This window comes from Helicobacter canadensis MIT 98-5491 (assembly GCF_000162575.1).
Lineage (GTDB): Bacteria > Campylobacterota > Campylobacteria > Campylobacterales > Helicobacteraceae > Helicobacter_D > Helicobacter_D canadensis.
Window position 1 is genome coordinate 1591818 of the sequence record NZ_CM000776.2, and the last position, 12987, is coordinate 1604804.

Sequence of the window (12987 nt, forward strand, 5' to 3'; positions counted from 1 at the left end):
CACTCCTTTATTCGCGAGGTCCGAGTTTTTGTTTAGTTGAATGAAACAAAAAACCACTAGGCGAATCCCTAAAATCATCCAAAATTTCATTGCCTTCTTGCAAAATTTTTTGTAAAGACTTAGAATTTTGCTCTAAATTAAATAACAAAGGGGTCAAAATCAATCTTAAATTATAATCCCCTTGTTTTAAATCTTCATCCAATCTTGCCCTCACTTCCCCAATATTTCTAATCTCTGCTCTAGCATCTTTTAGCACCCAGTAAAGCTCACTAGACACATTAGCAAAATTCTGCAAACCCATTTCAATATTTCCAAGATTCTTATCATTAAGTAATTGATTAAACCGCTCCAAACTCGTTTCTAATTGTGCCATTACATTCTCAGCCTTAGAACTCACCTGCTCAATCCAATTTTCCTTAAAACCCAAAATTGCCTTTTGTGATTGACTAAAAGGCTTACCTTTTCCTTGAATTAGAGTTAAAAAATTACCACCTGTTAAGCCTTGTGATTGCACCGCTACTTTACTACCTTCATTTAGTATAATTTCCTTTTGAACCCACACCACAATCTCCACTTCATTTCCGCTTAATTGATAATGCCTAACAAACCCAACGGGCAATCCTAAATATTTCACAGGAGTTTCTACTCTAATGCCATTAGGAAGCTCTTTATTATAAATATAATACTCATTATATTCGCTTAGATTTCTATCGTATTTACCCATCCAAAAAATAAATCCCGCTAAAGCCAACAGAACCGCGATAAAAAATACTCCAAGTAATACATAATTTAATCGTGTCTCCATTCTCTTCCCTTAAATTTGATACAAAAATAAATCTAGCGAATTAGTTTGGGCTCTTAGCTCTTCTAAACTGCCTTGAAAAAAAACTTTTTTATCCTTTAAAACCACCATTCTATCCACAACCCCCTTAACACTCTCCATATCGTGCGTTACCATTACAATACTAATTCCAAGCAAATCTCTAAGCTCTTTAATGAGTGCATCAAAATGCCTTGCACTCTTAGGATCTAATCCGCTTGTTGGTTCATCCAAAAAAAGAATCTTTGGGCTAAGACTTAAGGCTCTAGCTAAACCAACGCGTTTCACCATTCCTCCGCTTAACTCACTAGGATAAAGCCTAGCAACTTCAGGATTCAACCCTACTCTTGTTAGCCAAAAATACGCCAAATTCTCTCTGTCTTGTTTGTCAAATTTTGTGTATTCGCACAAAGGCAAAGTAAGATTATCTAATACATTAAGAGAGCTAAATAACGCTCCAAATTGAAACAACACTCCAAAATTTAATTTCATCGCTAAAGTTTCTTTAGCATCCAACCCCCAAATTTCTTTACCCAAAATCCTAACTTCTCCACTAATAGGTTTTTTAAGAAAAATCATTGTATTTAAAAGTGTGCTTTTACCGCTCCCACTACCCCCCAAAAGTGCAAAAATATCGCGAGAATATACTTCAAAGCTCACTCCATCGTGAATAATATTCTTGCCATATCCCGTGCAAAGATTTTTAATTTGTATTAAACTCTCCATTTACCAGCCCATCTCTGTAAAAACCACCGAACAAAGCGCATCAAAAGCAATCACCAAAAAAATGGATTCCACCACACTCTTAGTCGTATGCACTCCAATACTACGCGTATCCTTAGCCACAATAAATCCGTGAAAACAACCAACAAAAGAAATAATCAAGCCAAAAAATGGAGCTTTAGCGATCCCTACCCAAAAATGCCGCATATCCACCACCTGCAAAAATCGCTCCACAAACTGCTCAGTGCCAATTCCAAGCTGTAATTGACACACCAACATAGCCCCCAAAAGCCCAAACAAATCAGCAATAAAAACCACCAAAGGCAAAACCAAACAAAGTGCCAACATACGAGGCAAAACCAAAAAGGTAATTGGATCAAATCCCATAACACGCATTGCATCAATTTCTTGAGTTGCCCTCATCATTCCAATCTCTGCACTAAAAGCAGATGCACTCCGCCCTGCAATGATAATTGCTGTAATAATTGGTGCCATTTCTCGCAAAGTTAGCATAGAACTCATCTCAACAATCAAAATACTTGCCCCAAATTGCCCTAACTGAATCGAACCTTGATAGGCAATCACAATCCCAATTAAAAAACAAGCCAATGCTACGATTCCAATCGCTTTTACTAGCGATTCTTGAATGCAATACAAAGTTGCTTTTAAGCGAATGTTTTTAGGCTGTAAAAGACTTGAAAACCAAGCATAAAGAATCTCTCCAAAAAATCCAATTGCCATAAGAGAATCTTTGAAAAAACCCTTGATAATTTGAAAACTATCCCAATGCAATTTAATAAAATCTTGAACCATATCTTGTTTTAGGGGATTTTTTCGAGTTGCAAGAATCTGAAAAATTTGCTGACTTTTAGAGTGATTTTTTAAAGCGTTCTCTAAAACAATATTTTTTGATTCTAGGGCAAGAATCCACCGCTCCAAAATCTCTCCGCCACAAAAATCCAAATCAAAATTTTCAGCCAATTCAATTTTAATCTTAACATTAGTCAATTTTATAGAATCAAGTCTTAAAAGCAATGATTTTGGGATTTTATAATCCCAAAGTCCGCTTAATTTTAGAATATAAATATCATTGTCTATAATTTCTAATGTTGGTGTCATTTTACTCTTCATAAATAAAAGGAACGCCTTTAATCACTCCACTTTTAAAAACTTTCTCTGTATTGCGAGTAATTTGCGAATAATCTGTCTTTAATTCCTTATTACTCAAAGCGATATCTTTAAAATATTTATTCAAAATTGCAACTTTTCCTTTTGTGTCATCTTTTTTTAATTTAGCTGCTTCACTCATAATAAGTTGAGATTTGATAAAGGCTTCCTTTTCGTGAATTGGGGCAAAAATAATTTTAATATTAGCCTCTTTTAATTCTTGGTCAATACCCTTTAAATGCTCACGACAATAAGGACAATCTGGATCAGAAACTACAATCTTAGTAGGGAGATTCTCACTTGCTCCTTTTAAATACAAGAAATCACTCTCTTTAAAGCCACTAAAAAGTTCCTTTAAAACCTTAGAATCTCTAGCTTCTTTCTCTTTTTGCGCTTGATTTAAAGCTTCTTGCATCATTTGCGTATCCACATTGCTAAGCTTTAAAACATTGCTTAATCCAATAAAATATTCACCCTCTTTACTCACAATCACAGGGAAAATATCTCCACCTTTTGTTTTACCAATTACAAAATACATTGAAGGAAAACTAACAAGCTCTTTTTTGAACTCCACTTCCACCTCAACATCCGTCATATCTTTAATACTTTTTTTAAAATTCTCTTCTAAAGCAGCACTTGCAAAAGTCAAACCACAAGCCAAAATGGCAATAATTTTTTTCATTAACATTCCTTGTATTTTTTGTTAATCATTATACAAAGAAAACCTAAAAAAGCCCCTAAAAAACTAATTTAATTATCCTTTAATTTGCATCGGTAATTCCCAAAGTGGTAAAAAGATACCAAGTGCTAACCACAACACAAGAATCCCAAGCACAAAAACCATCAAAGGCTCCATCATTGCCAATAAACTCTCACTTTTACTCTGCAATTCCTCTTGATGCAATGCCAAAACCACCTCCAAGGCTTCCAAGAATCCAGCTTGATCCTTGGCACTATGGAGTAATTGCATGCTTAGCGAATCCCAAACTCCACTGCCCTCAAAACTATCTGCAATCAAAGCCCCACGCATAAGACTAGGATAAATCTCTTGCAATCTTTCTTTAAGATAAGCATTGCTTAATGACTTTGTTGCAATATCCAAAACCATTTTTAACTCCAAATCGCTTTTATAAAGCCAATAAAAACACAATAAAAACTGCGAAGTTTGATAAAAATATAACACTCTCCCCAAAAAAGGTATCTTTAAAAGCCATTTTGATATTTTTGCTTGAAATTTCTTATTTACACAATAAAGCTTTCTCAAAAGCCATAATCCTAAAATCGATGCACCAACAATCAAAATCCCATAATTTAAAACCAAAACTCTCATAAAAAGCAAACTTTGACTAGCCAAAGGCAGAGATGTATCAAGACTAGCAAACAAGCTTTCAAATTGTGGCAACACAAAAAGCGTGATACCTAAAAAAACCAAAACCATAACACAAACCATAAAAAGCGGATAAAACAGAATCTTTCTTAAAAGCTTGTGATTTTTTTGCCTATTTTGCAAATCTAGCAAAATAAACTCCACAGATTCTACCAATCTTCCGCTTTTTTGCCCTATCCCAATCATCGCACAAATAAAATCTGAAAAACCCGCATCCTTAAAACAATCAGCCAATTCCTTACCTTGATGAAGCGAATTAGAAACCTTTAAAAACTGCATTTTTAGATAATTATTCTTAGCGTATTTTTGAATACTTTCTAATAAATCTTTTAGTGGTAAATTGGCTTTTAGTCCAAATTTTAGCTGATAAAATGCGTTAGAAATTTCTTTTATCTTAGGCTTTTGCAAGAAAAAATAATCTAACCAACTTGCTTTATAATCTATCGCCAAAACCAAAACTTTCTTTTTTTGTAGAGTTTCTTCGAGTGCTTTTTTATTGGGAGCATTAAATTTTTGCTCATAAATCTTGCCACCCTTTTTGTATTTAACCACAAAAGAAGGCATTATTTAATCACCTTATACACTTCTTTAAGATCTGTGATGCCCTTTTTAACTTTATTGAGTGCCTTTTTTTCTAAAGTAAAATTTTCATTATTAGCAAGGATTTTTTCTAAAATTTCTGTTTTGGTAATTTTTTGGGCAATAAAATCCTCTAAATCCTTATCCATACATAAAATCTCCGCAACCACTTCACGCCCACTATAACCCGTGTAATTACACATTTCACAACCCTTTGAGACAAAGACTCCATTTTGAGATTCTCGACAATGCCTACAAAGCTTCCTTAGCAATCTTTGGGCAATGATTCCACTTAGGGCTTGGGAAATAAAATATGGCTCTAGCCCCATATCCAACAAACGCACAATCGTATCTAGTGAATCATTAGTGTGCAATGTTGCAAAAACTAAATGCCCAGTAAATGCCGCTTGAATCGCAATTTGCAATGTCTCTTTATCTCGCACTTCGCCTAGAATAATAACATCAGGATCTTGCCTTAGGACATTTCTTAAAATCGACGCAAAATTAATCTTAGAACCTATTGCCACTTGAGAAATATGCCTTAGCCGATACTCCACAGGATCTTCAAGCGTAATGATTTTAAGATTTCTCTCTTTTAAGATATTTAAGATTCCATACATTGTTGTGCTTTTTCCGCTTCCTGTTGGTCCAGTAATAAAAACTAAACCATAGGGCAAATTAAAAAGATTGGTGATTTTTTCTAGCTCATTAGATGAAAACCCCAAAGCCTCTAAAGGCATCAGTGTTTTTTGCTTATCTAGGATTCGAAGCACTATGGATTCTCCCTCAATTAAAGGAAGTGTGGAAATGCGAAAATCAAAGTCCTTAAAGGCTTTGTTTTTTAGCTCTATGCTTAGTGAAAACCTTCCATCTTGCGGGATTCTAGTCTCTGTGATATTGAGATGAGAAAGTAGCTTAATACACGAACTTAGCGGATTTAAAAGCCAAGATTCCAAACTCAAATACTCCACCAAAACCCCATCGATTCTAAGGCGAATCCTCAAAGTCTCAAAGTCTCTCTCAAAATGCACATCACTTGCACCCTTATAAACAGCCTCTTGCAAAATAAGCTTTAAAAACTCTAAAATACTAGAATTTTCCTCTTTAGAATCTTTGGCAATTTCATTTGGAATCCTCTCTAAAAGATTCTGCAATAACTCCTCTCGCTCAAGCCAAGAAATCGCTGCCTTAAAATCTCTATTTTTAATTAAACCAAACACGATAGAAAAGTTAGAAAAAATCATTTTCAGAGTTTCTTGATAAGACTTCTCAAAAGGATTTTTTAAGGCAATGAGCAAAATTTTCTCTTCTTTTTTTATAATAATGGCTTCAAAATATTTCATTTGATCTAAACTTAAGAGAAATGCCACTTCTTTTTTAATGGCACCAAGCTTAAATAGCTCCAAGCCAAGCTCTTTTGCTAACTTCTCAAAAAGCAAATCCTCTTCTTCTAAAGAAAGGGAATCCAAATCACTTTCAAAAAACTCTTTCAAATCTTATTGCCTTGCATTTTCTCTAACAATAATGCTAATTTTTCATCATAATAAGTTTGTAAAACATACTCTAAAACTTCTATAGCCTCTACTTTTTTACCCTCCAAATACAATCCCTTTGCAAAAACTTCCCAACTCCCTAGATTCTGTGGATTCTCTTGGTTTGCTTTTAATGCAAGAGTTTTGGCAGCTTGATAATTTTCTTTGGCTAAAAATTCTCTTGCCTGATCCAACCAATCCTCTTTTACTTCTTTGGGGCGACTTGCAAGAATAATTTTTTTGCTTTTTTCTTGTGGCAATTTGGCTTGGGGCAATGTTTCTTGAGATATTTTTGTCATAGTTTCTTTTTGTGGTGTTAAAATGGGCTTTTTAGGGAGTGGCGGATTCAAGGACAAATATTCTGCAAACACCCAACCACCAGAAATCTTCAAAAATCCATTTTCCATTTTAGAGTATTCGCAGATCTTTGCATTATATTCCAACCTCCCTTGAATATCTGCTTCAATCGTTGGTTTCTCTCTTAAGTTTAGCCCACTAGCTTGGACATAAAAACAAGGCTTTTGGATAGATTTTGATTCTAAATGAGAATTCCTATCTTTAGCAAAAAAGATTAAAATTCCACCCATCATCATACAAAGCAAGGCAAATTTCAGCATTTATTCCTCCTTAATAAGACTATATCCAAGTGCTTCTAGACTAATACTATCTTGTGCTTGGATAATTTTTGGCTCAATGATAAAAACAATCTCTTCTGTATTTTCTACCTCTTGAGAGTAAGAAAAGAGTGGCTTAATCAAGGGAATACTCCCTAAAATAGGTATTTTATTTTCCTTAGTTGCAAAATTTTTAGAAATCAATCCTCCCAAAATAACCTTTTGATTATTTTTCACACTCACAATTGAAGAGAGCTGATTAGTCGTCAAATTTGGTGGAGTTTCAAAAGCAGTATTAGGAATCTCGGTGCGATTCTCTTTGGTTTTAGTAATGGAAGGATTGATTTTTAGCATAATTTCCTCTCCAAAAACAAGTGGAGTAATATCCAATAAAACCCCCGCAAAAAGGCTTGGATATTCATTATCGGTATTAGTAAGCGTTGTTTGAGCGTTTGTATTTTGATAAATGGTGTTTTTTTGATAGCGCAAAATATCCCCCACGCTAATCATAGCGGGTTGATTATTAAGCGTCAAAACTTTTGGATTAGAAATTGATTCAACTTTGCCATAAGATTCTAAAAATTCAATAATTCGATTAAGGCTTAAGCCTTGCGAAAAAATATTGATTCCATAATGCAAATTACTCACACCCTTTTGCCCTACAATATTTATCCCACTTGTATTCCCAACTTCTCCATTTCCACCAAAACTCGCCCCCTCTCCAAATGCTGGAATTATTAAATTTTGTAGATTATAAAGCTCATCCCAATTAATGCCTGTGGTGTTAGTGTTATTATGAGTGATACTTAAAATATGCACATCAATCAAGACTTGCTTTTGCAATCTTTGGTGCAAACTCTGAATATATGATTCTACCCTCTCTAATTCCCTTTTGCTACCTCGCACACTAATAAGCCCTGCTCCCTTATTAAGCACAACCCTAGAATCATTTTCTTTTTGTCCCAAAATCCCCAATATCTCTCCCTCAATAGTCTCCCAAAAATTAAACCCATCTTCACTAGTAATATTAATCCCCGATTTACTTGTCGCTTGTGAATCTTCTGTAGAACTGACATAGCTAGAATACCTAGAAGAATTATCCTCGTGATTAATAGAAACTGAAGTGTTGCTAATACCTACTCGATTGGTGCTAACATAGTTGATTTTATAGGTTTTAGTCTCCTTGCTTTTAAGCAGCAAAACATCATTGCTATAAACATAATGCAAATCTGCTTGTTTAAAGAGCAAATCAAACACAAAATTCAAATCTTTTCCCTTAAAATTAACCATTGTTAATTCTCTATTCAAATGCTCCTTTACTGCTTCATCACCTAATACCACACTAAAAGAACACTCGTTTGCAAACTCTCCCAAAACCTCATAAATCTTAACTCCAAAATCTTGCAACTCTAAATCAAATACTCGATTCTCACAAGCCTGTAAAAAACCAAAGCTTATCACCCAAAAATAAAAAACAAATTTCAAAAAAATCACAAAAATTTCCTCTCTTTTACCAGACAAACTTCTCTCAAATCCTCTCTTTTTTTATTTTTTAGCACTACGCATTTCTTGCCAATTTCACTCACAACAAAACTCTCAAATTCTTCCCCAAGCCTTAGCCATTTGCCATTTAAATTTACTTTATTGGGCATAACTCCTAAAAGTCTAAAATCCAATTCTTCATAAAAAAATGGATCATAACACCAAGCAAATACCCCCAAACAAAACACAACCAAAACTTGCTTCATCGCTTTTCATCTTGAAGGGTTTTTAATGTCATAAAAAAATCCAATCCCTGTTGATTGGGATAAACCAAAAAACTCTCTGTTAAAAAAGTCTGCAATGCTTCTATTTTTCTCAAAAATCCAAAAATACTCTCAAAATCTCCACTCCCACTAACTAAAAACTTATCCGATTCTCTTGCAATAAAAAAAGATTCTAGCTTGCTTCCCAATTCTTTTAAAACAAAGAGGTTTTGAAATTTTCCTTGCAATCTTTCTTTTTTCTGATTCTGCTCTAAAATTAAAAATTCCAACTCTTTAATTTTTTTCTGTAATGCCTCATTATTCACAATAGGAATTGCCTGTTTTCCTTGCAATTTTTCTAATTCTTTCTCCATTGCCAAAGTTTTAGCTTTTGCTTGATGAAATGATTCTTGAATCTTTGAAAAAGTCACTACAAACACAATCCAAAAACAACTCACAAACAAAAAAATAGCAACCAAGATTCTCTCACGCAAAGTTCTTTTTAGCAAAAATTCTTCTATTTTTTGGAGTGTGATTCTCACACCTTAACCCTTACAAAGTAAAATCCTCCAATCTCCTCTAAACTCTCCAAAGACACAGAATGATTTTTCTCCAACTGCTCCAAAAACTCCATAACATTAGCACCCACAAATAAAATTTCAAAAACATCTTGCTTGGAATAAAAATAAGCGATTTTGATTCTTTGTAACTCTAAGAGTGGATTAATTTTGTCAAAAAATTGTGTGATTCTAGGATGAGTATGTAAAAATTTTTGCAAAAATTGCTCATTATCTCTAAAAGATTGTTTTAAAATTTCATATTTTTCTTGCAAAGCCACACTCTCTTTTTGTAGCATTGTGTAATTTTGCATTTGGGCTTGTAGCGTTTTATTTTGATTTCCAATTTGCGCTTTTAAATTCTCGTGATTCTTGCTTTCAAAAAACACCAAAATGCTTAAAAACAAAGGATACAAAAGCCCACAAATCACTCCAGCAACTCCACTAAGCAAAATTATTCCGATCTTTTGCTTCCAAAATGGAATGGGTTTTTCTAAGGGGTTAAAATTCCACGATTCTTCTAAAGTCAATTCTTCAAGTTTTGGACTTAAAATCTCCCATTTTATCAAAGCCCCCAAAGATTCTTCTTGAGTTTGCCCCTGCGTGTCCCAAAAATAAAAATTTGCACTTGGATAATTGTGAAAAATTTCTTGAGATTTTTCCAAAGAATCTTGCAAATCATTAAAACTTTGCAAAAAAGTAATTTGCCCCCTAAAATATCCCACCAAAGTAATTTCTAATTTCTCACAAAAATGTAGCATTAAAATAAATTGTCGCTCTTGATTGACTAATCCATAAGCCAAAAAAGCGGGATGAGTTAAAAACTCTCTAGAATCCTTGATGTCTTGCAATAAAACTTCTTTGTTTATAAGCAAACAATAAAAACAATCTTTATCATAAAAATAGCGCAAAAAGTATTCGCAATCTCTCCTTAAATTTAAGATCTTGCAAATCTTATCTTCCAAAAAGTCGTAAAGGTTTTCTTCATCATACTCCTTGATAACAAGGGGATAAAAAACCATTGCCTTATTTGAAAAAAACTGCATTACTTTTCGCTTTTTTATTGATTTTTTTATTTATTTTATCAATAATACTTAAAGATATTTAAAAAATTTTTAACTTTTTTGTTTTTGGGGATCAAAATGTCAAAAAGAGCCTTTAGTTTATTAGAGATTATTCTTTTTATTTCTGTTGTAAGCATTCTTATAATCGCCCTACTTCAAAGCACTTCATTAAAAAATATCCAAACCCAATCCCAAGCTTTAGAACTTCAAAAAGTAACTTTTTGTAACAATACTAACACCTTGTGCCTTTTCCAATCCAATATCCCCGAATCGCTTTATTTTTATGAAGTTAATGCCACAAAATGAAAAAAGCTTTTAGTTTAATTGAAATCACTATCGCCCTTGGAATCTTAGGAATCATTGTTGTGCTAAGCAGCTCTTCGCTACTAAAAACTTACGAACTTCACACCCTCTCTCAACAAAAATTAGAAACCAAACTCCAAAGCCTTAATGCTCTTTTGCAAATCAAAAAAATCCTACAAGATTCAATCCAACCAAGCCTCAAAATAATTCCAAATGAAAAAATAAGCCAAAACCCCATTAATCTCAAAAATAAAAGCTTAATTTTCTATCCAAAAACACAAGAATTGCTTTTGATTGGGGATTATAGTTTGCCTTGTTTGCACGGAATCTTCAACCCCAAAACCCTACAAATCAATTCCACTTTAAATGTGGAATTCCTAGCTATCAAGACTGATTTTATTCATTTTTTAAATCAAAACTGCAAAGTTTATCACAACAAACTATACGCCCTTTTTGTCACAGAAAATTTTGTTTTTCCAGAGGATTTTTATTCGCAAAAATATACCGCAGAAATCCTAAACCTCAACGCCAACGCACTGCAAACCACTATCCCAAAATTCTTAGAATCTACCACACAAAATCTTACTTTATTGCCCAAAGTTTATTTTCTACAAACACCTTATATTTTAGACTTTAGGGATAAAATTTCTCTCCAAACCCAAGATAAAACTCACATTCTCTTTGAAAATCTTGATTCATTTTTCATCTCCACAAGTGATTTTGGAATCCTTTTAAAACTCTGCACCAAAGATGCAAACAACCAAGAACTCTGCTTAGAAGATTTTATTACAAAAGAGACTTTATGAGAGCTTTTGTATTGCTTCCGCTTATTGTTTTTATTATTTTAGGGGCGATGATTCTATGGATTTCACTCAAACAAGAAAGTTTGCAAGAAGATCTGCAGACAAAACATACACAAACAAAATACCTAGCCTTGCATTTCATTTCTTTTAAAGAAATAATCAAAAGTAAGATTCAAGATAAAAGCCTTATAATTTCAAATTTTACAGAATTTTCAATGACGATTAATGAAAAATTTCATTATCAAGCCATTATTAAAAAATTTGATTCTAATTTAGAAAAAAACTCTATTTATTTTGTAGATATTTTTGGTCAATGTCTCTTTTCTCTACAACCTTGCTCATTGCGGAGAGATTTTATTTTATATTTAGATACTTTTTAATAAAGTTAGCTTGATTGAAAAATTAAATTAAAATTTTAAGGATTTTCTTATGAAATGGACACAATTTGATACAAGATGGATGCTTTCTCTTTTTGGGACAGCCGTTGGGGCAGGAATCTTATTTCTACCCATACGCGCAGGAACGGGAGGATTTTGGCCTGTTGTGGCAATGACTATTCTTATTTTTCCTATGGTATGGCTTTCACACCGTGCTTTAAGTCGCTTTGTCAATGAAACACAAAGTGTTGATCACGATATTACTCACGCAGCTGAAGAATATTGGGGGAGAAATACAAGCTTTTTTATTACCATTTTGTATTTTTTTGCCATTTATCCTATTTGCCTTGCTTATGGAGTTGGAATTACCAACACCTTTGCTAGTTTCTTTGTTAATCAACTACAACTCACAAGCCTTTATGATCCTCAAACTATGCAACTTTATCCTGCTGTGAGATTAGTTTTAACCATTGTTTTAGTTAGTGCTATGATGGCAATTATGCTACTTAAAGAAAAAACCATAACCAAGGCTTGTAACTTCTTAGTTTATCCACTTTGCCTCGTGCTTTTTGCTTTTTCTTTCTATCTTATTCCACATTGGAAATTAGAAATTATCCAAACTACTCCAAATCTAAAAGATTTTATTGAAGTGGTTTGGCTAACTCTCCCTGTGCTTGTTTTTTCTTTTAACCATTCCCCAGCTATCTCCACTTTTACCCTAAGTGTGCGTAGAGAATATGGAGAAAATTCCGAACGAAAAGCTAATCAAATTCTCTTTAGAACCTCTGCAATGCTCTTAATTTTTGTGATGTTTTTTGTTTTTTCTTGCATTCTATGTTTAGATGCTACAGATTTTCAAGCAGCAAGAGATGCCAATATTCCTATTCTATCTTATTTTGCCAACAAACTTAATGTGCCTTTTATCGCTTATGGTGCGCCAGTTGTAGCTTTTTTAGCCATTGTAACTTCATTTTTTGGACATTATTTTGGGGCATATGAAGGCTTAAATGGTATTTTACGCAAAGCCATTAAAATGTCTGGCAATGAGAATCCAAACCTTAAAGCAATCAAAGTTTTTAGCACACTCTTTATGTATGTTACCATCATTGCTGTTGCCTATCTTAATCCTAGTATTCTAAACTTTATTGAAAGCCTAGGTGGTCCTATCATTGCGATGATTTTATTTATTATGCCAATGATTGCTATTTGGAGTGTAAGTAAGCTCAAAAAATACAAGAATCCTGCCTTAGATCTTTTTGTTACCATTACAGGTATTTTGACAATCTCTAGCGTTGTTTATACTCTTTTTTAGGAAT

The 12987-nt window shown here is 33.4% G+C and carries 15 protein-coding genes; 4 read left to right on the forward strand and 11 right to left on the reverse strand.

Annotation, left to right across the window (positions count from 1 at the left end):
• Positions 1-7 precede the first annotated feature (7 nt).
• From HCAN_RS07875 to HCAN_RS07925, 11 genes are all read right to left on the reverse strand, one after another.
• The gene (locus HCAN_RS07875) at positions 8-805 is read right to left on the reverse strand and encodes an MlaD family protein (RefSeq protein WP_006656206.1); all 798 of its coding nucleotides are present in this window, start codon (positions 803-805) and stop codon (positions 8-10) included.
• 9 nt (positions 806-814) lie between these two features.
• Positions 815-1546 (reverse strand): ABC transporter ATP-binding protein, encoded by a 732-nt coding sequence (locus tag HCAN_RS07880; RefSeq protein ID WP_006656205.1) that lies wholly within the window; start codon positions 1544-1546, stop codon positions 815-817.
• Positions 1547-2674 carry an MlaE family ABC transporter permease gene (locus tag HCAN_RS07885; RefSeq protein WP_231232576.1) on the reverse strand — a complete coding sequence of 376 codons (1128 nt, stop codon included), beginning with the start codon at positions 2672-2674 and terminating at the stop codon, positions 1547-1549.
• Positions 2664-3392 carry a thioredoxin domain-containing protein gene (locus tag HCAN_RS07890; protein WP_006656203.1) on the reverse strand — a complete coding sequence of 243 codons (729 nt, stop codon included), beginning with the start codon at positions 3390-3392 and terminating at the stop codon, positions 2664-2666. The genes HCAN_RS07885 and HCAN_RS07890 overlap by 11 nt, the downstream gene beginning before the upstream one ends.
• Before the next feature lie 72 nt (positions 3393-3464).
• Positions 3465-4661, reverse strand: a complete 1197-nt coding sequence (locus HCAN_RS07895; RefSeq protein WP_006656202.1) for a type II secretion system F family protein — start codon at positions 4659-4661, stop codon at positions 3465-3467.
• Complete coding sequence (locus HCAN_RS07900) at positions 4661-6169, reverse strand: GspE/PulE family protein (RefSeq protein WP_006656201.1); 1509 nt, start codon at positions 6167-6169, stop codon at positions 4661-4663. Before HCAN_RS07900 ends, HCAN_RS07895 begins: the two co-directional genes overlap by 1 nt.
• Positions 6166-6825 (reverse strand): SH3 domain-containing protein, encoded by a 660-nt coding sequence (locus HCAN_RS07905; RefSeq protein ID WP_006656200.1) that lies wholly within the window; start codon positions 6823-6825, stop codon positions 6166-6168. Before HCAN_RS07905 ends, HCAN_RS07900 begins: the two co-directional genes overlap by 4 nt.
• Positions 6826-8316, reverse strand: coding sequence for a pilus (MSHA type) biogenesis protein MshL (gene mshL, locus HCAN_RS07910; RefSeq protein ID WP_006656996.1), 1491 nt, complete (start codon positions 8314-8316; stop codon positions 6826-6828). It lies immediately after the preceding gene.
• Complete coding sequence (locus HCAN_RS07915) at positions 8313-8570, reverse strand: hypothetical protein (protein ID WP_006656198.1); 258 nt, start codon at positions 8568-8570, stop codon at positions 8313-8315. Before HCAN_RS07915 ends, mshL begins: the two co-directional genes overlap by 4 nt.
• Positions 8567-9109, reverse strand: coding sequence for a coiled-coil domain-containing protein (locus HCAN_RS07920; protein WP_006656197.1), 543 nt, complete (start codon positions 9107-9109; stop codon positions 8567-8569). The genes HCAN_RS07915 and HCAN_RS07920 overlap by 4 nt, the downstream gene beginning before the upstream one ends.
• Positions 9106-10170: a hypothetical protein gene (locus HCAN_RS07925; protein WP_006656196.1), complete on the reverse strand. Its 1065-nt coding sequence runs from the start codon at positions 10168-10170 to the stop codon at positions 9106-9108. The genes HCAN_RS07920 and HCAN_RS07925 overlap by 4 nt, the downstream gene beginning before the upstream one ends.
• A gap of 96 nt (positions 10171-10266) precedes the next feature.
• Between HCAN_RS07925 and HCAN_RS07930 the strand changes: the two genes are divergently transcribed.
• From HCAN_RS07930 to HCAN_RS07945, 4 genes are read left to right on the forward strand one after another with little or no spacing between them, the layout of a single operon-like run.
• A complete protein-coding gene (locus tag HCAN_RS07930) occupies positions 10267-10494 on the forward strand; it encodes a hypothetical protein (RefSeq protein WP_006656195.1) in 228 nt (75 codons plus the stop codon).
• Complete coding sequence (locus HCAN_RS07935; protein WP_006656194.1) at positions 10491-11297, forward strand: PulJ/GspJ family protein; 807 nt, start codon at positions 10491-10493, stop codon at positions 11295-11297. Before HCAN_RS07930 ends, HCAN_RS07935 begins: the two co-directional genes overlap by 4 nt.
• Positions 11294-11674, forward strand: coding sequence for a hypothetical protein (locus HCAN_RS07940; RefSeq protein ID WP_006656997.1), 381 nt, complete (start codon positions 11294-11296; stop codon positions 11672-11674). Before HCAN_RS07935 ends, HCAN_RS07940 begins: the two co-directional genes overlap by 4 nt.
• 49 nt (positions 11675-11723) lie before the next feature.
• Positions 11724-12983 (forward strand): SLC5/6 family protein, encoded by a 1260-nt coding sequence (locus HCAN_RS07945; protein ID WP_006656998.1) that lies wholly within the window; start codon positions 11724-11726, stop codon positions 12981-12983.
• Positions 12984-12987: the final 4 nt, after the last annotated feature.